The organism is Streptomyces sp. NPDC093510 (genome assembly GCF_040683555.1).
In the GTDB taxonomy this organism is placed as follows: domain Bacteria; phylum Actinomycetota; class Actinomycetes; order Streptomycetales; family Streptomycetaceae; genus Streptomyces.
Genome location: NZ_JBFBEE010000001.1, coordinates 97,559 through 116,449 on the forward strand (window position 1 = coordinate 97,559; position 18,891 = coordinate 116,449).

The 18,891-nt window shown below is 72.5% G+C and carries 16 protein-coding genes; 9 read left to right on the forward strand and 7 right to left on the reverse strand.

Annotation, left to right across the window (positions count from 1 at the left end):
• Positions 1-41: 41 nt before the first annotated feature.
• Positions 42-1,337: a protein phosphatase 2C domain-containing protein gene (locus AB0N81_RS00345; RefSeq protein ID WP_365354302.1), complete on the reverse strand. Its 1,296-nt coding sequence runs from the start codon at positions 1,335-1,337 to the stop codon at positions 42-44.
• A 450-nt stretch (positions 1,338-1,787) separates the two neighbouring features.
• Here AB0N81_RS00345 and AB0N81_RS00350 point away from each other — a divergent pair, with 450 nt between their 5' ends.
• Positions 1,788-2,810, forward strand: coding sequence for a helix-turn-helix domain-containing protein (locus AB0N81_RS00350; RefSeq protein ID WP_365354303.1), 1,023 nt, complete (start codon positions 1,788-1,790; stop codon positions 2,808-2,810).
• A gap of 36 nt (positions 2,811-2,846) precedes the next feature.
• Positions 2,847-3,329, forward strand: coding sequence for a DUF456 domain-containing protein (locus AB0N81_RS00355; protein ID WP_365354304.1), 483 nt, complete (start codon positions 2,847-2,849; stop codon positions 3,327-3,329).
• 71 nt (positions 3,330-3,400) lie between these two features.
• Here AB0N81_RS00355 and AB0N81_RS00360 read toward each other — a convergent pair whose 3' ends face one another.
• Positions 3,401-4,804 (reverse strand): AlkA N-terminal domain-containing protein, encoded by a 1,404-nt coding sequence (locus tag AB0N81_RS00360; protein ID WP_365354813.1) that lies wholly within the window; start codon positions 4,802-4,804, stop codon positions 3,401-3,403.
• 214 nt (positions 4,805-5,018) lie between these two features.
• Positions 5,019-6,191, reverse strand: a complete 1,173-nt coding sequence (rsgA, locus tag AB0N81_RS00365; protein ID WP_365354305.1) for a ribosome small subunit-dependent GTPase A — start codon at positions 6,189-6,191, stop codon at positions 5,019-5,021.
• An 815-nt stretch (positions 6,192-7,006) separates the two neighbouring features.
• Here rsgA and AB0N81_RS00370 point away from each other — a divergent pair.
• The 3 genes from AB0N81_RS00370 to AB0N81_RS00380 are packed head-to-tail and all read left to right on the forward strand — an operon-like array spanning position 7,007 to position 10,074.
• The gene (locus AB0N81_RS00370) at positions 7,007-8,542 is read left to right on the forward strand and encodes a hypothetical protein (RefSeq protein ID WP_365354306.1); all 1,536 of its coding nucleotides are present in this window, start codon (positions 7,007-7,009) and stop codon (positions 8,540-8,542) included.
• A gap of 48 nt (positions 8,543-8,590) precedes the next feature.
• The gene (locus AB0N81_RS00375) at positions 8,591-9,550 is read left to right on the forward strand and encodes a hypothetical protein (RefSeq protein ID WP_365354308.1); all 960 of its coding nucleotides are present in this window, start codon (positions 8,591-8,593) and stop codon (positions 9,548-9,550) included.
• The gene (locus AB0N81_RS00380) at positions 9,529-10,074 is read left to right on the forward strand and encodes a hypothetical protein (protein WP_365354309.1); all 546 of its coding nucleotides are present in this window, start codon (positions 9,529-9,531) and stop codon (positions 10,072-10,074) included. Before AB0N81_RS00375 ends, AB0N81_RS00380 begins: the two co-directional genes overlap by 22 nt.
• Here AB0N81_RS00380 and AB0N81_RS00385 read toward each other — a convergent pair.
• Entirely contained in the window at positions 10,050-10,640 is a 591-nt protein-coding gene (locus AB0N81_RS00385) for a GNAT family protein (protein WP_365354311.1), read from the reverse strand. The two genes, AB0N81_RS00380 and AB0N81_RS00385, sit on opposite strands and share 25 nt — an antisense overlap.
• A gap of 245 nt (positions 10,641-10,885) precedes the next feature.
• Here AB0N81_RS00385 and AB0N81_RS00390 point away from each other — a divergent pair, with 245 nt between their 5' ends.
• Positions 10,886-12,121, forward strand: a complete 1,236-nt coding sequence (locus tag AB0N81_RS00390; RefSeq protein ID WP_365354312.1) for a cytochrome P450 — start codon at positions 10,886-10,888, stop codon at positions 12,119-12,121.
• A 23-nt stretch (positions 12,122-12,144) separates the two neighbouring features.
• Positions 12,145-12,339, forward strand: coding sequence for a ferredoxin (locus AB0N81_RS00395; RefSeq protein ID WP_365354815.1), 195 nt, complete (start codon positions 12,145-12,147; stop codon positions 12,337-12,339).
• A 33-nt stretch (positions 12,340-12,372) separates the two neighbouring features.
• On the opposite strand, the gene AB0N81_RS00400 is transcribed toward AB0N81_RS00395, so the two are convergent.
• Positions 12,373-14,925, reverse strand: coding sequence for a polysaccharide lyase family 8 super-sandwich domain-containing protein (locus AB0N81_RS00400; RefSeq protein WP_365354314.1), 2,553 nt, complete (start codon positions 14,923-14,925; stop codon positions 12,373-12,375).
• 165 nt (positions 14,926-15,090) lie between these two features.
• Between AB0N81_RS00400 and AB0N81_RS00405 the strand changes: the two genes are divergently transcribed.
• Together AB0N81_RS00405 and AB0N81_RS00410 are read left to right on the forward strand one after the other, a co-directional pair.
• Entirely contained in the window at positions 15,091-16,341 is a 1,251-nt protein-coding gene (locus AB0N81_RS00405; RefSeq protein WP_365354315.1) for a hypothetical protein, read from the forward strand.
• 23 nt (positions 16,342-16,364) lie between these two features.
• Positions 16,365-17,669, forward strand: a complete 1,305-nt coding sequence (locus AB0N81_RS00410) for a hypothetical protein (RefSeq protein WP_365354317.1) — start codon at positions 16,365-16,367, stop codon at positions 17,667-17,669.
• A gap of 15 nt (positions 17,670-17,684) precedes the next feature.
• On the opposite strand, the gene AB0N81_RS00415 is transcribed toward AB0N81_RS00410, so the two are convergent.
• A complete protein-coding gene (locus AB0N81_RS00415) occupies positions 17,685-18,338 on the reverse strand; it encodes a pyridoxamine 5'-phosphate oxidase family protein (protein ID WP_365354817.1) in 654 nt (217 codons plus the stop codon).
• A gap of 206 nt (positions 18,339-18,544) precedes the next feature.
• A complete protein-coding gene (locus AB0N81_RS00420; protein WP_365354319.1) occupies positions 18,545-18,715 on the reverse strand; it encodes a hypothetical protein in 171 nt (56 codons plus the stop codon).
• Positions 18,716-18,891: the final 176 nt, after the last annotated feature.

Here is an 18,891-nt window from a genome sequence, read left to right on the forward strand (position 1 = left end):
TGTCCCGGTTCCTCGGGTCCATGAAGTCACAGGTGCGGCGGTCATGCCTCCCAGACCGCGGCGGCCGTCCGGTCGTCGGCGTACCCCTTGACCCTGACCTGGATGTCGGCCAGGAAGGCGGCGAGGCCCGGCGGGCCTGTCTTCTCCCATCTGCGGGTGAGGTGTTCGGCCAGCTCGGGCTCGCCGCGCAGCGGCTCGGCGAGGCCTCCGCTGCACAGGACGAGCGTGTCACCCGGGCGGGCGACGGAGGCGCGGAAACGGAAGGGGTCGCGGGGCGGTTCGGGGGCCGGTTCGTAGGGGCTGGGCGGGGTGGTGATGCCGAGGTCCATGGTGAGGTGGTCGCCCTCGGGGGTCTGTGCGGGGGGCGAGCCGAAGCCGACGACGGGCTCGCCGGTGGCGTCGGCGACGCGGGGCTCGATGTCCTGCCACTCGCCGTCGCGCAGCCGGAAGAGGCCGCCGCCACCGACACCGAAGAAGACGCGCGTACGGCAGTGGGGGTCGGCCGGCAGGAGGAGACAGCGCAGGGATGCCGCGTACTCCTCCGGCTCCATGCCGAGGTCGGTGGCGTGCGCGCGGAGCTTGCCGAGGCTGCGGTCGGTGAGGCGGTGCAGGCCCGACTTCAGGTCGCCGCGCCGGGCGGCCCTGATGTCCTCCGCGAGGCGCCGGTGGCTGCGGCCCACGGCCCTGCCGATCCACTCGCAGGCCTCGGCGGCGGCGCGGTGCGCGCCCGGGGTGGCGCGGGCGCCGGTGGCCATGGCGACGAGCACCAGGGCGTCCTCGCCGGTGCCGAAGCGTGCGGTGAGCAGGGCGTCGCGGCGCGGCTCCCCCCTGTACCGCGCGGAGTCACCGCGCACGGAGGCGGCGCGCAGCGTACTGGCCCCGTACCGCGCGCCGTCGAGCACGGTGTCGGCGACGAGTTCACCGAGGTCGTCCGGGTCCGCGGCGGGCAGGGCGGTGGGTTCGGCCTCGTAGGTGGGAGGCCCGTCCCCCACATGGCCGACGCCCGTGTCGGGGGCGGAGGGCAGGTCGGATACGGGGAGCCCGTCCGGGACGGGAGGGAGCCCATCGGGGCGGGCGGACGGGTCGCGGGGTTCCGGCCTGGGCGAGGCGGGCTCACCGGCGCGGGGCTCCTCGGTCGACGGGGCGGAGTAGCCGCCCGGGACGGTGGGGGCGCGTGGGGCGGGGACCCCCTCCTTCAGGGCGCCGGCCGCCGACGCGAATCTGTCGTCCAGGGTGTCCGGCGCGGGCGCCGGGCCCGTGTCCGGCGCGGAGTCGTCGTACAGCTGTCCCCACCAGTCGTCGTCGCGGCCGGTGGGTGTGTCCCCCTGCTGGCTCATGCCCTTATTTTCCACCGCTGGGGCCGTACGAAAACGGTGCATCCGGAAATTCCGGCCATTCCGGGGACTGTGGAGACCGCCGGGCGGACCCACCCCCCACAGGAGGACCGCCCGGCGGGGCCGGTGTGGCCGGCGCACGTCGTTGGCGCGGGCCACGGTCTGTGTGACGGAGTTGCCGTGAGCGTCCGTCAGTTGGCTTCTGAGTACGACTACGAGTACGGGTACGAGAGATTCGCTTTTGTGAGCGAACCGGGCTCGTAACCCGCGTTCCCGGTCGCGGCGAGTTCAATCCGCCGACCGCCCTTCGCCGCCAGGGTCTTGAGTCCGTCCTCCCGTGACCTTGGCAGAGAGACGGGTGGGGCGGGGATGATGTCCTGGGGCGGGTTTACGCCGTGGCTGTTTCCCGCCACGACGCCGTCGGAACGGAGCTCTGGGGAGGGACGTCGCCGCATGCTGGCAGCGATCGGGCTGGACGAGACACACGAGTCGGCGTACCGGGCGCTGGTGTCGGTGGGCGCCGCCGACGTGGCGGATCTCGCGCGAAGGCTCACGCTCGGTGAGCCGGAGACCGAGCGGGCCCTGCGCCGCCTGGAGCGGCACGGTCTCGCCGCGCAGGCGTCCGGCAGGGCGGGCCGCTGGGTGGCCGCACCGCCCGGCGTCGCGCTCGGCGCGCTCCTCACGCAACAGCGGCACGAGCTGGAGAAGGCCGAGCTCGCGGCGACCCTGCTCGCCGAGGAGTACCGCGCGCAGGCCACCGAGCCGACCGTCCACGACCTGGTGGAGGTGGTCACCGGGGCGGCCGCCGTCTCACAGCGCTTCCTCCAGCTGCAACTGGGCGCGTCGCACGAGGTGTGCGCGCTGGTGACCGGCACCCCCGTCGCCGTCACCGGCATGGAGAACAGCGCCGAGGAACAGGCCGCGGGCCGCGGCGTGCGCTACCGCGTGGTGGTCGAGCGCACGGTCCTCGACCTGCCGACCGGGCTCGTCGAGCTGTCGACGGCGATCGGCCGCGACGAGCGGGTACGGGTGGTGGACCGCGTCCCCACCAAACTGGTGATCGCCGACGGCTCGCTCGCGATGGTCCCGCTGACCTCGCGCACCTCGGAGCCCGCCGCGCTCGTCGTGCACGCCAGCGGGCTCCTCGAGTCGCTGACGGGCCTCTTCGAAGCGGTGTGGCGGGAGGCGCTGCCGCTGCGCATCGGCGAGGACGGCAGCACGCTCACCGAGGACGCCCCCGAGGGCCCGGACGGCACCGACCTGGAGATCCTGTCGCTGCTCCTCGCCGGCCTGACGGACGCGAGCGTCGCCAAGCAGCTGGACCTCGGGCTGCGCACGGTGCAGCGCCGTGTGAAGCGCCTGATGGAGCTCGCGGGCGTCACGACGCGGCTGCAGCTCGGCTGGCACGCGTACGAGCGCGACTGGGTGGCGCGGCACCCGCAGCCGCCCGCGAACCGGCCCCCGGGGCAAACCTGACCTGCGGTTTCGCCGGATCTCCTGCACTCTGGGCAGATGGGAGCGTGGGAACTCCTGCTGGTCGGCGTGGTCATGCTGCTCGGCCTGTGCGGAGTACTGGTGCCCGGAGTGCCGGGGTCGTGGCTGGTGTGGGCGGCCGTCCTCTGGTGGACGCTGCAGGACCCGGACCGCCTCGCCTGGGGCATCCTCGTCGGCGCGACGCTCGTGCTGCTCGCTTCGCAGGCCGTGCGCTGGCAGCTGCCGCCCCGACGGCTGCGCGAGAGCGGCGCCACCCCTCGGATGGGGGTCTTCGCCGGGGCCGGCGCGCTGCTCGGATTCTGCGTGCTGCCGGTGATCGGGGCGATCCCCGGCTTCATCGGCGGGATCTACGCCGGTGAGCGGCTGCGGCTCGGCGGCCACGGCGAGGCGGTGACGGCGACGCGGACGGCCATGCGGGGCGGCGGGAGCAGCGTTCTGACCGAGCTGTTCGCGTGCCTGCTGATCCTGGGGGCGTGGCTCGGGGCGCTCATCTGGGGCTGACTGCGCCCGCCCTCTCTCACGCCTCTTTCACGTCTCTCCCACGCCTCTCCCACGCCTCTCCCGCGTCTCTCTCACGAAGCGGCGAGGGACAGGTGGCGCAGGGCGTAGGAGCGCCAGGGGCGCCAGGCGTCGAGGGCCGGTTCCGGTTCGCCGGGCAGGGCCACGTCGGGGTCGCCGAGCGCCCGCATCCGGATGAGCGCGGCCGTCCGCGCGCCCAGGCCGGGCAGGGCGCGCAGGGCCGCCTCGGCGTCGTCGCGGTCGGCGCCCGCGTCCAGGCGTAGCGAGCCGTCGGCGAGCGCGGTGGCCAGCGCGCCCAAGGGGCCCGGCTCGGCGGCCAGCTCGGCCGGCACGGGGAAGACGTGGGTGAGCCGCCCGCACGCCGCGTCGAGCACCTTGCCGTACCGGGCCACGAGCCGCTCGGCCCCCGCCCGCCCCACCAGTGCGCGCACGGCGAACTCGTCGGGGTCGGCGGCGCCGGGCGACCGCAGTCCGGGGCGGGCCGCAACGAGCGGGGCGAGCCGGGGATCGGCGCCGAGCCGCTCGTCCACGGCGTACGGGTCGGCGTCCAGGTCGAAGAGGCGGCGCAGGCGCTGGACGGCCGTGGTGAGGTCGCGCAGGTCGGTCAGGTGCAGCCGGGCGTCGAGCCAGCCGCCCCGGTGCACGGCCCCGGTGGCCGACCCGCCGCCGACGGCGGTCGTGGAGTCGTGGTGCGCCTCCTCGACGGCCACGATGCCCGTGCCGTACGGCAGCCGGAGCGTACGCCGGTAGGTGCGGGCGCCCCGTTCGCCGGTGACCTCCTCGATCCCGGTGACCGCCTCGTCGGCGAGCAGGTCGAAGACGGCGCCTGCGCGGTAGGGGCCGCGGTGGGCGAGGCGCAGCGGGATGCCGGCGGCGGGTGTGGCGCGGGCCGTGCCGCGGCGGGGGGCGGCGGCTCGCAGGGCGGTCGGCGTCAGCGCGTACACCGCCTTGATCGTGTCGTTGAACTGGCGGACGCTGGCGAATCCGGCCGCGAACGCGATCTCCGTGATCGGCAGGTCCGTCGTCTGGAGCAGCACGCGGGCGGTGTGCGCGCGCTGCGCCCGCGCGAGGGCGACGGGGCCCGCGCCCAGCTCGGCGGTGAGCTGGCGCTGCACCTGCCGGGCGCTGTAGCCCAGACGTCCGGCGAGTCCAGGGACGCCCTCGCGGTCGACGACGCCGTCACCGATCATGCGCATGGCGCGGCCCACGACGTCGGCGCGCACGTTCCAGTCGGCGGAGCCGGGCACGGCGTCCGGCCTGCACCGGCGGCAGGCACGGAAGCCGGAGGTCTGGGCCGCGGCCGCGGTGGTGTAGTAGCGGACGTTCTGCCGCTTGGGGGTGACGGCGGGGCAGCTGGGACGGCAGTAGATGCCGGTCGTCTCGACGGCGAAGAAGAACTCCCCGTCGAAGCGGGCGTCCCTGCTGCGCACGGCCTCGTACCTGGTCTCTTCATCGATCACAGGTCCATTGTGGAGCGGTGGGGCCGGGGTGGGCTGGCGGAATTCGGACATGAGGCTGCCGCGGGGGCGGGGGGGCCAGGGGCGCAGCCCCAGGGGCGCGGGGAACTGCGCGCCCGGCCACGACGCACCCGCAGCTCCCCACGGCCCGAGCAACCCGAGCCACCCGCCCCGCCCCGCGAGGCCCGCCCCGCGAGGCCCGCCCCGCCCAAGCTCAGCGCAAGCGCCCCCGCTTGGCGTCCAGCGCCGCGCGCCCCTCCGCTCCCCGCAGCCGCCACTGGCGCCGCATCTCCGCGCGGGCCCGCACGTCCGTCTTGGCGACGATGCGCTGGTTCTCGCGGATCAGCTTGCGGTAGCTGTCGAGGCGGCGTTCGGGCAGGGTGCCGTCCTCGACGGCGGCGAGCACCGCGCAGCCGGGCTCCGCGGCGTGGGCGCAGTCGTGGAACCGGCAGTCGGCCGACAGTTCCTCGATCTCGGAGAAGACCTGCCCGACGCCACTCTCGGCGTCCCACAGGCCCACTCCGCGCAGTCCCGGCGTGTCGATGAGGACCCCGCCGCCGGGCAGCGGGATGAGGTTGCGGGTCGTCGTGGTGTGACGGCCCTTGCCGTCGACGTCCCTGATCGCCCGGACCTCCATGATGTCGGCCCCGGCGAGCGCGTTGGCCAGCGTCGACTTGCCTGCGCCGGACTGGCCGAGCAGGACCGACGTACCGCCGGAGACGACGGCGGCGAGTACGTCGACGCCGTCACCGGTGGCGGAGCTGACCGTGAGGACCTGCACGCCGGGCGCCGCGGTCTCCACGTCCTCGACGAGATGGCCGAGGGTGGCGGCGTCCGGCACGAGGTCGGCCTTGGTGAGCACGACCACGGGCTGCCCGCCCGACTCCCAGCCGAGCGCGAGGAACCGTTCGATCCGCGCGAGGTCGAGCTCCACGGCGAGCGGCACGGCGATGATCGAGTGGTCGACGTTGGCCGCGAGGACCTGCCCCTCGGACCGCTTGGACGAGGTGGAGCGCACGAACGCCGTACGGCGTGGCAGATACGCCTGTACGTAACGGGGGTCGCCGCCGTCCGCGTCCACGGCGACCCAGTCACCGGTGCACACGACCTTCAGCGGATCGCGCGGGGTGACGAACTCGGTGTCGGCCCGCACGGTTCCGTCGACGGTGACGACGTCGCACTGCCCACGGTCGACGCGGACGACGCGCCCGGGCACGAGACCCCGCGCCGCGTACGGCGCGAACTCGGCCTCCCAGCCGGCGTCCCAGCCGTACGGGACAAGGGGGTTCGCTCCCTCAAGAGACGCCCCCTCAGAAGAGGAGGACGGAAGAGAAGGAGAGGAGGGAGAAGAAGAAGGAGAAGTCGGAGAAGGAGACGAGGAAGACAAGGGGTGACCCTTCACAGGGGTGGCCCCGGCACACACGCGCACGGTCGGCGCGGAAGGATTGAGGTCAGCCGGCGGCCACGGAGGTGGACTTGACGAACTTCCGGATGCGGGCAGCGCCCATCGCAACGACAGCCATCGGTCTACACCTCCAAATCCTGCTCGGCTCAACGGTCCCGGACAGCCGACCGGCCACCTGGCAACACGCAGAGAGTAGCCGTGCGTCCGCCCTGGCCACCACTGCTTTTCCGCTACCCCGGGCACGGGCGACCGGAAAGTTTGGCTGTCCCGCATGCCAACTTCTTTCGGTGTGCCCCGATCCGACCCGGCCGACTACATGTTGCGCCCCACAGCCGGCCCCGCGAGCCGCACGCACAAGCGGGAGTTGCTCGACCGGCTTGAGGTGCGCCAGGGGCAGACTGCGCTCGACGCGGGGTGCGGTCCGGGCGCCGACCTGCCTGTCGCACCCGGCAGCGTGGATCGATCCGAGATCGGCCGAGTACTCATGCACGTCGCGGTATCCGCCGAGGTGCTGGCCCAACTCCGCCTGGCCACCCGACTGGACGGGCAGCTCGGCCTGGTCACCCGGGGATTTCGCCGTCGAATCGGTATGGGCCAACATCCTGGTCTGCCGCGACTTCCAGGAGGCGGACCGCGTCCTAGGCCCCGGCCGCAACATGCGGCGTGCCTGTTCATAGAAATGACGACCGGGCACCGCGCATTAGTCCGGCATTGAGCTGTTACCCCGCCCCGGAGATGGCTACGCTGCCTGCCACGTTCCCGGACGGGGGCACAACGGGAACCCAATGGGGGATCACATGGCGATACCCGAGACACCCGTGGGGCTGTTGAGGAAACAGGATCAAGCCGCGACGCGACGCTTGTGCGCTGGCGTCTATCTGGACGCCCAATACCGCACCGCCGTCATCCAGGATGTCTACAACGCACGCAAACGCCGCGTGGCCCCCTCCTACGGCTACGACCTCGTTCCCGTACTCGCGCACGCCTGGCGCGCCTGGTGGCTGTCGACGGTCGCGGACGCACTGATCCTCGTGGTCTTCTGTGCGGCCTACGTCATTCACCCTGCCGCCGCCTTCTTCGCCACGGTGGTGCTCATTGACCTCGCGCTCCTGAGCATGTTCGTCGCACACTTCTCCGACCGGTCCAGGTCCTGGGAGAGAGGGATAATCCTGGCGGCGCTGACCACCGTCGTCGCGTTTGCCGTGCTGTTCACGAACGACGGGTCGGGAGGATTTTTGGCGGCCGCCCTGATCGGGGCGGCCCCCTGCGTCGTCCTCTCGACGACGGGGGTAGTGCGCCAGCTCGCCCTGAACCGACTACGTCCTCACCTGGAGGCGAACCGGCCCATGCGGACCAGTCGCCGGATGTCCGTCATCGACGGCCAGCAGCGGCATCCGATGGTGGTCTACGGGGCGGACGAGCCGTTCATAGGCAGCGGCAGGCGCCTGAGCACCTGGTCCTTCGCCCAACGCCTCGTGGTGACCAAAGGTATCGGCGTCGAGAAGGACGTCGAGTTCGAGAAGAAGCCGTTCCCGACTTGGGAGCTCGTGGAGGAACTGCGGCGGGCCATCACCGCGTTGGGCACGGAGGACGATCCGGAGACCCGGCTGCCCGGCCTCCTGGTCAACGATTCTCTTTTCGTGGAGGGCCGTTACGCGCAGAGTTACGCGAGTGAGCTGGCTGCCGCGCCGGACGCCGACCTCGTGCGGCGCATGCTCGACCGCCCCACAGAGACAGCGCGCCACTATCTGACCTGCCGGGTGGAGTCGTGGGGCGGGGACCTGGTGACGACCATTTTCGTCCATGTGTCCCTTCAGGGCCGCACGCTCTACATCGAGTTCACCACCTGCGGGCTCGCTCCGACCCGGCTGGAGTATCACGCGGTCGATGTCGTGGGCAGAACGGGGCGGAAGGCGGTGGTCCGGGCCGCCTTCACCAGTCTCCTGGGTCTCCCGGCGGCCGCCCTGGCCCCTGTCCGTCTGCTCGGTGCCGCCGCCCTGCTGCTCGGGTCCGTAGGCGCGGCTGCCGACGCGACGGCGTCGAGCCTCAAGCGGGGGAACAACATCGGCGCCGCTCTCAGCGCCAGGGAAATCGCCTCCATCGAGGCGGACGAAAGCTATTTCCAGACATTCGATGTCGCCAAGCATTCAAAGGTCATCGAACGGCGCCTGCTGGCCACGGTCGGGGAATTCCTCAAAGAACACGGCGTCGACACCACAGAATTCCTGCAGCGGGCGACCGCCATCCTCAACAATGGAATCATCAACACCGGCTCCGGAAATGTCGAGTTGGGCGACACGGCAATGGGGCAGCAGACCAGCGTCTCCAAATGACACACCAGGATTCCCGAGTGACATGAGCGACATGGGGAGAGATTCCGGATGAGCAATTACGGGATCGAGAACAGCGGCTCCGGGAACGTCAGCTTCAACGGCCCGGTCGCCATGGGCCAAGGAACCCGCGTGACGCAGCACAGCAACGAAGTCCGCTCCGGCGCGGAGGAAACCGTGCGGGCGCCGGCCCCGGCCGAAGAGCAGAGCACCACGGAGCCGGCCCGGGGCGTGGGCGTGGTCACTGTACTCAGCGTGGAGACCCGCGCCGTGATCGACGAACTCTCGAAGTGGGCCGGCCACGCCGGAACACGGACCCGGCACGGTGTGCTCTTCCACGAGTTCGCCCGCGAAGCCGACGCGCGGACCGAGCGCGTGACCGTCACCCAGTCACTGCTCCCGGGGCAGCATTCGACGGGCATCGCGGTGGAGCAGCTGCGCAGGGAGTACGCCCCTCGCATGGTCGTCCTGGTGGGAATCGCCGGGGCCATCCATCCGGATGTGCGCCTGGGCGACGTCGTCGTCGCGCAGGAGGTCATCCATTACGAACCGCGCAAGGTGACGCCGGAGGGCACCAGACGCCGCGGCCGCAGCCACACCGTCACGGCCGGGGTTCAACACGCCGTCAACAGCTTCTTCACGGCTCACGGCGAACCCTGGGAGCTGCCCGAGTCCCCCGGCCACCGCGCGCTGCGCGGCCTGATCGGTTCCGGTGAGGCCGTACTCGCGGACGTGAGCGCCGACGAACGCCGCTATCTGCGCGAGTACAACGAGAAGGTCCTGGCAGTGGAGACGGAGGGCGCGGGCCTGGCGACGGCCGTCCACGCGTCCCTTGGCGAATCCGACGCCCCACTGGCCTGGCTCGTGGTTCGCGGTATCTCCGACGCGGCAGACTCGCGCAAGAACGACGGCCACCATGAGATCGCCAGCCGGAACGCGGCGTACGTGTTCAGTTCGCTGCTGCCTCATCTCACGCGTGAGGGAGAGGGATGGCGGAGCCGGAAGAAGTGACTCTGGGGCGCGTGCTCCTCGTGGAGTACGAGCAGCTGAAGGCCGAGCAGAAGAGCCGCATCACCCTCCGGGACAACCTCATCTACGCGATGCTCGCCGCGACCGCGGCGGTGATCGCCGCCACGATTCCGTCCCCGAGCCGGACGGCCCTGCTACTGCTCCTGCCACCCCTGTCCGTGCTGCTCGGCTGGACCTATCTGGTGAACGACGAGAAGATCTCGGCCATCGGGCAGTACATCCGGACCGGGCTGGGCCCCCGTCTGGCCGCCGCCGTGGCCCCGGGCGACGGCGTCTTCGCCTGGGAATCCGCCCATCGCCGTGACCGCCGACGCGGGACCCGCAAAAGACTTCAGCTGGCCGTGGACCTGCTGGCCTTCTGCGTCAGCCCCGCGGCCGCCCTGACGGTCTTCTGGGTCCATGGACATCTCACGTGGCCGCTGATCACTCTCTCCCTCGTCGAGAGTGCGGCTCTCGTGGGCCTGGGGATCCAGATAGCTCTCTACGCCGACCTCGGCCGAATTTGAGCGCACGGTCCGGCTGGACTGGCCCCGGCCCCCGCGGCGCGGCTCAGCACCGACCAGACCTCGGTGTCCTGCCGCACCCCCCGGTAGGGATCGTTCTCGCGCCGGAGGCCCTCTCGGCTCATGCCGAGTCGTACGGCCACGTTGACGCTCGGCCGGTTCTCGGGTGCCACGAGCCACTCCACCCGGTGGATGCCGCGTGCCTCGACCGCCCAGTCGACGATCACGCGCACCGCGCGGGTGACGAGGCCGCGGCCCGAGGCGTCCGGTTCCAGCCAGCAACCGGCCTCGCAGGTGCCCGCCGCCGCGTCGAAAGCGCGCAGGAGGACACCGCCGACGAGTCGTCCGTCGAGCCGGATGCCGTACAGCCGGCCGGTGTCGGCGGCGGCCTTGTCTGCGTACACCTGGAGCCAGGCGCGTGCGGAGTCGAGGTCGGCCGTGATGTCGGGGAGGCCGACGTAGCGGCCGATGAAGTCGCGGCCGCGGTCCATGTGCGCGAGGAACTCCTCGGCCTGCCACGGCTCCAGCGGGCACAGTTCGGCTCCGTCACCCAGGGGTATCGCGAACATTCCCGTCCTCCACAGTGGCCGCCCGGTTTCCCCAGATCCTCGCACGGAGGCATGCCGGGCACGCCGCACAGGTCGGCCGGAACGCGCCCCATGGCGACCCGGACGCAGGCGGGTTGAGCGGAGGGGGCTGTTCCGGACAGATGTGACGCCCCGGGGAAGTGGCCGGTCTTGTCGTGGACGAATTAGTTGCCTCAGCCATCCAATGGGGGCAGATCAGGGACGAACTGCGCTTGCGAGGTACTTCCATGACGGAGACAACGAACATGGCGGAGACAACGAATCCGATCGAATCCATCACCTTCCCCCAGGACCGCACCTGCCCGTACCACCCGCCCACCGGCTACGCACCGCTCGGCGAGGCCCCGCCGTTCTCCCGCGTCAGCCTGTACGACGGCCGCTCCGTGTGGCTGGTCACCGGCCGGGCCGCGGCACGGGAACTGCTCGTCGACCCCCGGCTCTCCGCCGACCGCGAGAACGACGCCTTCCCCATCCCCACCGAACGCTTCGCCGGACTCCGCGACCGCCGCATCGCCCTGCTCGGCGTCGACGACCCGGAGCACAACACGCAGCGCCGGATGCTGATCCCCAGCTTCTCCGTCAAGCGCATCGCGGCCCTCCGACCGCAGATCCAGGCGACGGTCGACCTGCTCCTGGACGCCATGGTCGAACAGGGACCGCCCGCCGAACTGGTGAGCGCGTTCGCGCTGCCCCTCCCCTCGATGGTGATCTGCGCCCTGCTGGGCGTGCCCTACGGCGACCACGAGTTCTTCGAGGAGCAGTCGCGGCGGCTGCTGCGCGGACCCACCGCCGACGACACCCGGGCGGCCCGGGAGGAGATGGACGCGTATTTCCACGAGTTGATCGACCACAAGCGGGAGCACCCGGGCGACGGGCTCCTCGACGAGCTGATCCACCAGCAGCTCGCCTCGGGCGCGCTGGACAGGGAGGAACTGGTCAGGCTGGCGACGATCCTCTTGATCGCCGGGCACGAGACCACGGCCAACATGATCTCCCTCGGTACGTTCACGCTGCTCCGGCACCCCGGGCGTCTCGACGAGCTGCGGGCCGGACTGCGCGCCGATCCGCCGCTGATGCCGGCCGCGGTCGAGGAGCTGCTCCGCTTCCTGTCCATCGCGGACGGACTGCTGCGGGTGGCCGAGGCGGACATCGAGATCCCGGGCGGCACCATCCGCGCCCACGACGGCGTCGTCTTCGCCACGTCCCTCATCAACCGCGACGGCACGGTCTACGACGAGCCCCAGGAGCTGGACTGGCACCGCGCCGACCGGCACCACCTGGCCTTCGGCTTCGGCATCCACCAGTGCCTGGGCCAGAACCTCGCCCGCGCCGAGATGGAGGTCGCGCTGGGAACCCTCTTCGAGCGGCTGCCGGGGCTGCGCCTCGCGGCACCCCCGGAGGACATCCCCTTCAAGCCGGGCGACACGATCCAGGGGATGCTCGAACTCCCCGTCGCCTGGTAAGGGGCGCCATGGAGCTGGAACACGTGACGATCCACGTCGACAAGGAGCGGTGCGTGGGCGCGGGCATGTGCGCGCTCACCGCGCCGGGCGTCTTCACCCAGGACGACGACGGTCTCAGCGAGGTGCTGCCCGGCCGTCAGGACGGCGGCGGTGATCCGCTGGTGCGTGAGGCCGCGCGGACTTGCCCGGTACAAGCCATCAGCGTCGAGGAGAGGTGAGCAGGCGTCACCCGGCCTTCTGCGTACGGAACTTCATTCGGCCAGCTCGACCGTGAAGCTTCTGCCGTACGCGTGGTGCGTGTCGACCTCGACGCGGGTGCCGCCGGAAGCCCTGCTCACCCGGACCTCCGGGTCCGCGGTGACCTTCCGCAGGGTGCGGCCGCGGAGCAGGACCGTCACGGTGTCCCGGTCCGTCGTCGGGTCGGACACCGCGACGGAGACGGTTCCGCGGCGCCCCTTCGCGGCCTGGCGGCGCACGATGACCGAGGCGGGCCCGTGCACGCGCAGGCCGACGGTCTCGTGCCACCCCCGCGTGAAGGCGTTGGCGGCCGTGATGCCGAGACCGGTGTGTGAAATGGCTTGGAGGTGGCGGGAGTTGGCGAGGACCTTGAGCGGTCCGTAGCGGTGGGCCCGCAGGTGGTCGTCGTCGGCGTTCGGCACCAGCGCGTAGGCCAGCCGGGCCGGTGGGGCGCCCGCCGCCCCGTCGACGGTGACGCCGAACACCGAACGCGTCACCTTCGTATCGGGGTTGGCGGTGCGGACGGCCCGGCGGCTGCGGGTGACCTCGTCCAAAGAGACGCGCACCCTTGGCGTGTCGAGGAAGACGTAGCCGACCGCGGTGCCCTCCGTGGCGTTGGCGTAGCGCAGCCGGCGCAGGTCGGCAGTGCCCGGGCCGGTCCAGGGGCGGCCGTCGCGGAGCACGCCGGTGAGCGTGATCCGGTCGTCAGGGGCCGCGGTGCGGGCGTCGACGGTCGTGGTGACGGCCCGCCGCGCTGCATCGCCGACGTCCGCGGCGAGCACCACGATCTCCTCGTCCAGCAGGAACCACGACTTCGTGGCCGTCGGCCCCCGGTACACCACGAAGTCGTCGGGCAGCAGCGCCCGGTCGTGGTACGCGGCGTCGCTGGACTGCACCATGCCCGCGGCGCCGTACGCCCCGAGGACGGCGCCGCCCGAGTACCGGTTTGTGCCGCGCGGGAAGTAGACGTACTTGTTCTGCGACTCGGACGACGGCGTGAAATTGAGTGGGTGGCCGGGGTTGTCGTAGTACGGCTTGCCGTACAACTCCGGTACGGTGCGCCGCTGTTCCACCGGCGCGGTGACGCCCGCGAGGCCGTACGGCGAGACCGTGGTGTAGTAGTCCACGCCGTACGCCCGGGTCTGGTCCTGCCCGGCGAGGTAGAGGTAGTGCGCGCCGTCGCCCTGGAACCACGGCATGAGGTTCTCGCCGCTCATGTACTCGTACTTGCTGATCCGGTCGGAGCTTCGCGCGAGCGCGAAGGCGTAGCCCGGTCTGCGGTGCACCGTCTTGTCCATGGCGTTGAACGCGACGCTGCGCGCGGCGGGGCTGAGGTCGGCGGACGGGACGGCGGCGTCGCCGAGGATGTCGGCGTAGCGCATGACGCTGACCGGTGAGACGAAGCGGGCCGGGTCCAGGGCGGCGCGCGAGGTGGCCCTGAGGTATTTGACGTAGCTCTTGAGGGCGGTCGCCTCGTCGCCCGCGGCGAGCGAGGAGAGGTCGACGACCGCCTCGACGACCACCGCCACGTCGGTGTACCCCGAGTCGGGGCGCGACACCGCCCGGCCCTTGACGATCTCCATCATCCAGCCCTCGAAGATCAGCGGGGCGAAACCGTTCTTCACCCAGCCGTACACGGTCGGCACGAGTTCCTCACCGTGTGCGAAGCCGGTGCCTTCGAGGATCTTGAGGGTCTGTACGACGCGGGTGAGCAGGCCCTTTCCGTACGAGCCGGTGTACGCGACGGACGAGTGCTGGATGAAGGAGCCGTCCGCGTAGTGGCCGTCGGTCACGCCGTGCCGCAGCCGGTAGGGGTCGATGGTGAGGAACACCGTCAGCTGATCGGTGAGGGCCTTCCGGATGCGGGCCTCGCCCGGCTCGCCCAGGAGGGCACCCTGGAGAATGCGGTTGGTGGTGATGTCGGCGAGGTTGGCCCCGGTGTGGAAGCGGGAGTCGAGGTCCACGTCGCCGTCGGTGCCGTTGCGCAGATAGGCGTCCATCGAGGCGACGTAGGCGGGCAGAAGGCCGGGGCGCTGGGCGGCCACCTCGTCGGCGAGCAGGACGAGCGTCTTGCTGATGTGCTGGGAGATGCCGATCTCCCAGTGGAACCAGTTGCCGTAGTAGCCCTTGGACTGGTCCCTGTAGTAGCGCTCGTGCAGCCAGGCCAGGCCGTCGACGACCCGGCGGCGCACGGCCGCACTGCCGTACAGGTCCTCGGGGAGGCCCGGCGTGCGGGTGGCGAGGGCGGTCTCGTACAGCTTGCGGTAGGCGGTGTTCAGGTTGGTCTCGTCGGTGCCGAGCACCAGGCCCGCGAAGAGCTCACCCTCCCCCGCCTCGTCCATCGCCTTCAGGTGGGCCCGCGCGGTCCGCTCGACGGCGGCGAGCTTCGCGGCCGTCTCGGGTCGCGCGTTGGACGCGGCGGTCCCGGCGAAGACCGCGACGGTGTTGGCGAGGAGCCGGGCGCGGCCCGCCTCGCTCGCGGCCGCGGACATCCGGTCCACGGGGACCACCGTCAGGAGACCGGCGGCCGACAGGGCGGTCAGCAGGCGTCTACGGGTGATCTCCATGGCGGCCTCCAACGACGGCGGGGCGTACAGGGAAGCGTTGCGGGGGCGTGCGGAGTCAAGCAGACGCCCCCACCTCCTACAAGGGTCCGGGCCGCTGTGGTGCCCCGGGCGGTTGATAGCGTCCCTCCCGATCTTGGTGCCGTTCACGGGGGAAGGGGGAGCACCATGCCCGAGGGAGGCTCGCCGCGCAGGGTGCGGGGGCGCACCTGGCCGGCGGCCGCAGTGGTGGTGACCCTGCTGGCCGCCTCTTCGGTGACCTGGATCGCCGTGTCCCGGGCCGAGGAGCGGGAGGACCGTCTCGACGCCAACCGGAATCTGGTGGCGCAGGGCTGCGCGGGCCTGCTCCGGGAGGAGCTGTACTCCTCCGTGCCCGATGACGAGCGGGGTGTGCTGGACGAGTACGGGACGCTGCTGCAGCCCCGGCAGGAGAGCCGCGCGCTGCTCGACTGCACGCTGGCCTGGGGCGGCGGCAAGACCTCGGAAGCGGATGTGCGTGTGCGGGCCGAGGCGGTCCGGGGGCGTACGTCGCCGGAGGCGGTGACCGGCGACTTCGGCCTGCCCCTTCCGCCGGGCGCGACGGGCGGCGTGGGCTCCGCGGACCGCTGGGACGGCGGCGCCGTGGTGGCCGCGCTGCTCGTCGACTGCCCGAAGGGGCTGCACGGGCGGGGCCCGACGACGCGGGACCTGCGCGTGTCGGTGGAGCTGCCGTCCGAGGGGGCCGACGAGTACGACGTCTCCGAGGCCGACCGGATCGCCGCCGCGCGGACGGCGGCGAAGGTCACCAACTGGGTGTCCCGCAAGGAGGGCTGCGGCGGCGAGCCGCTGCCCACCGAGCCCGGCGGCACCCGGGAGAAGGCGCCGAAGCTCTGCGCGTGGCTCTCCCCCGAGGCGCTGCGGCTGTCGACGGGCGAGTGGACCTTCGACGGGAACGACTCGGCGTACAACCGGCGCGGCGGCGCGTGCGGCGGTCGGCGGGACGACAGCGCGGGCTCCCCCGGCCACCTCACGGTCACGGCGGCGGGCGCGGAGAGCTGGTCGGGCGTCCTCGCCCGCGGCGCCTACGACGACTACGCGGACACGTCGCTGGTGCCCGATCCCGAGGCCCCGGCCCGGTACGACGAGCCCGTGACGGTCGAGCGGTCGGGTGACGACCCGCAGCTCGCCCTGTGGGCCCGGTCCGAGTGCGTCGCGGGTCCGACGTACCACCGCGTGACGGTGACGCCCGAGTTCGACTTCGACTACGGGCCCGAGGAGGGCGAGGTGGTCCTCGAACCGAAGGATCAGCGGCGTCTCTCGCGGCAGGCACGGGCTGTGCTCGACCGCTATCTGGCGGCGCCCGACGGGTGGCCCCGCCGTTCGCACTGCGGCAGTACGAAGATCGTGGGAGAGGTGGCGGAGTGGCGCGAGCGGGACTGACCTGGCGGACGAGGACGGGACGCGTGATCCTGTCGTCCTGCGGGGCGCTCGTCGCCCTGGCCCTCGTCGCGGGCGGCTACTACTGGTGGGGCGGCCCGCACGAGCGCCGCGTGGCACAGCGGGTGCTCGACGAGGCGTGCGAAGGCGTGCTGCCCTCGCGCGAGATGCGGGACGTGCTCGGGGAGGGGCCGTTCGAGACGGGGCCCGGCCGAGTGGACGTGCTCATGGCAGGCGGGGCCTCGGACGACGACGGGTCCTCGGACCACGGGGACCACGGGGGCGACGAGGAACACGGGGGCGACGAGGTGCGCGGGGTCACGTGCAGCGTCAGTGGCGACGGTGTGCGCATGGCGGGCGGCAACACGAACGAGGCCGAGGTCACGGTGACCGTGCAGAGCGTGCCGCAGCGGCGCGATGACGACACCGGCGCCGACGTGGACCGCGCGGCCGGCCGCGGCTACGACGACGGCCCGCTGTACCCGCGCCTTTCGGCCGAGCTGCCGCCCGTCGGGCTCGGCGGCGGCCGGCGGGGCATGTTCACGACCGACGAGGGCTTCTCCGGCGATTCCGACGGCAGCGGGGCGACCGCGGTGACGCTCCTCGACTGCGCCCGGGACCGCGGCAGTCTCCTCGTCACCGTCGCCGCGAAGGACGAGGACGTCACACTGGACGACCCGCACCGCCGCACCGCCTTCGCGCGCATCGCCACCGCGACGGCCGCGAAGGCGTCGGCGAAGTGGGGCTGCGACGCCGAACCGGGCGAGCCGCCGCGTGCGGTGGCGCTCCCCGTCAACGCCGACGAAAGCGTGCGGCTCGCCGACGCGGCCGGGACCTGCCGGGGCGTCCCCGGCCGGGGCCCCGGCCGGGGCGGGCGGCTGTCCCGCGTGTGGGAGAGCGCGAGCTCCGACGCTCCCGTCGAAGTGTGCGTCGTGGCGGGCGAGCAGCCAGAGCTGCCGGACAAGAAGCCTTCGGACGGGGGGCGCCGCTACCACCTCGTCGCGTCCTACGGCCCGTACGCGGAGATCGAGCGCCTCGCCTACGAACGCCGCCACGGTGAGTACACCGACAAGCCTGGCCCCGGCGAGGCCCCGGCGGGCCGCCTGGCGGGCGGCGGGCACTGGGCGAGCGCGGCGTGCCGGGACGGGAGCGGCCCCGCACTGTTCACGGTGCGGGACGGGGAGGCGTGGGAGGCGGAGCGATCCGGTGCGTACAAGAGGCGCCGCACCAAGCCGGCCGCGGCCGACCCGGCGTACGAGCGGGCCGCGCTGGCGGAGTTCGCCCGCCGCTCGGCGCGGACACACGGCTGCGAGACCCCGAAACTGCCCTGACCCGCCTGACCCGCCTCACCCCTGCCGGGTTCCGGTCCTGCCCGTGATGTGCGAGGGCGGCGCGATCCCCGGGGGGAGCAGGGGGTCGGGCACCGGTTCGCCCCAGGTCGCGGTCAGTGGCAGGTTCCCGGCCCACACGCCGAGCCCGGCGTCCGGGCCGTCGCCGTCGTCGGGCGGCCCCGCCGCGACCTTGACCGAGGCCTCCGCGAGGGAGAGCGCGAGCAGGGTGGTCGCGGCGAGCTCCTTGCGGCTGGGGCGGCGGGCGTAGTCCCACTGGCCGGGCGTCGCGTGCTCGGTGAGCAGGCGCAGGCCGCGCAGCTTCTCCTCGGCGTCGGTCACCCGGCGCGGGACCCCGTGGATCATCGCGCTGCGGTAGCTGACGCCGTGTTCGAACACCGAGCGGGCCAGTATCAGCCCGTCGATGTGCGTGACGGTGACGCAGACGGCCGCTCCGGGGTCGGACGCCAGGCTGCGGCTCGCGACGGACCCGTGCAGGAAGAGATGGGTGTCGTCGCGGCCGTAGACGGTGGGCACGACCATCGGGTGGCCGTCGACGACGACCCCGAGGTGGCAGACGAACCCCGCGTCGAGGATCGCCTCCAGGTCGGCACGGTCCAGACTGCCTTGCTCGCGCAGGCGGCGGTGACGGGTGCGGTCGGTGACGGGCAGGGTCGCGGGGAGCGGGGTCGCGGGGAGCGGGGTCGCGGGGAGCGGGGTCGCGGGGAGCGGGGTCGCGGGGAGCGGGGCGCCGCCCTCGACGGCCGGTCGCGCTTGCGGCTGGGGCTGGGACTGGAGCTGCGGCTGTTCCTGCGGCTGCGGCTGCGGCTGTGACTGTGGCTGCGGCTGTTCGCGGTGATCGTTCACGACGCGACAAGTTACCCGGGGACGGATTCGGACGCGGCGTCGGCGACAGCGACGGCGACGACAGGTGCGGCGGCCACCGTGTCCGGCGCGTCCGGCATGTCCGGCGTGGGCACGGCGACGGGCGCGGCGATCGCGGCGACGATGGCGACGGCGGCGATGACGCGCAGGGACCACTTCAGCACGGTGGGGCTCCGATCTCGGCGGGCGTCGGTGACGGCCCGGGGGGGATGGCGAGCGGTGGCTCGCGTCTTGATCCTCGCCACCCGTCCGGTGCCCCCGCATCGTCCGAAGGTCGCGGCCGCATCCGCCCCACGGGGGAGGCCCATGGCGGTGACCCGTCCAAGCCATCCTCGAAGAA

What these genes read in the sequence shown, in the direction of transcription:
- AB0N81_RS00345 (WP_365354302.1), bottom strand. Translation starts at nt 1,337, where the DNA reads ATGAGCCAGCAGGGGGACACACCCACCGGCCGCGACGACGACTGGTGG.
- AB0N81_RS00350 (WP_365354303.1), top strand. Translation starts at nt 1,788, where the DNA reads ATGCTGGCAGCGATCGGGCTGGACGAGACACACGAGTCGGCGTACCGG.
- AB0N81_RS00355 (WP_365354304.1), top strand. Translation starts at nt 2,847, where the DNA reads ATGGGAGCGTGGGAACTCCTGCTGGTCGGCGTGGTCATGCTGCTCGGC.
- AB0N81_RS00370 (WP_365354306.1), top strand. Translation starts at nt 7,007, where the DNA reads ATGGCGATACCCGAGACACCCGTGGGGCTGTTGAGGAAACAGGATCAA.
- AB0N81_RS00375 (WP_365354308.1), top strand. Translation starts at nt 8,591, where the DNA reads ATGAGCAATTACGGGATCGAGAACAGCGGCTCCGGGAACGTCAGCTTC.
- AB0N81_RS00380 (WP_365354309.1), top strand. Translation starts at nt 9,529, where the DNA reads ATGGCGGAGCCGGAAGAAGTGACTCTGGGGCGCGTGCTCCTCGTGGAG.
- AB0N81_RS00385 (WP_365354311.1), bottom strand. Translation starts at nt 10,640, where the DNA reads ATGTTCGCGATACCCCTGGGTGACGGAGCCGAACTGTGCCCGCTGGAG.
- AB0N81_RS00390 (WP_365354312.1), top strand. Translation starts at nt 10,886, where the DNA reads ATGACGGAGACAACGAACATGGCGGAGACAACGAATCCGATCGAATCC.
- AB0N81_RS00400 (WP_365354314.1), bottom strand. Translation starts at nt 14,925, where the DNA reads ATGGAGATCACCCGTAGACGCCTGCTGACCGCCCTGTCGGCCGCCGGT.
- AB0N81_RS00405 (WP_365354315.1), top strand. Translation starts at nt 15,091, where the DNA reads ATGCCCGAGGGAGGCTCGCCGCGCAGGGTGCGGGGGCGCACCTGGCCG.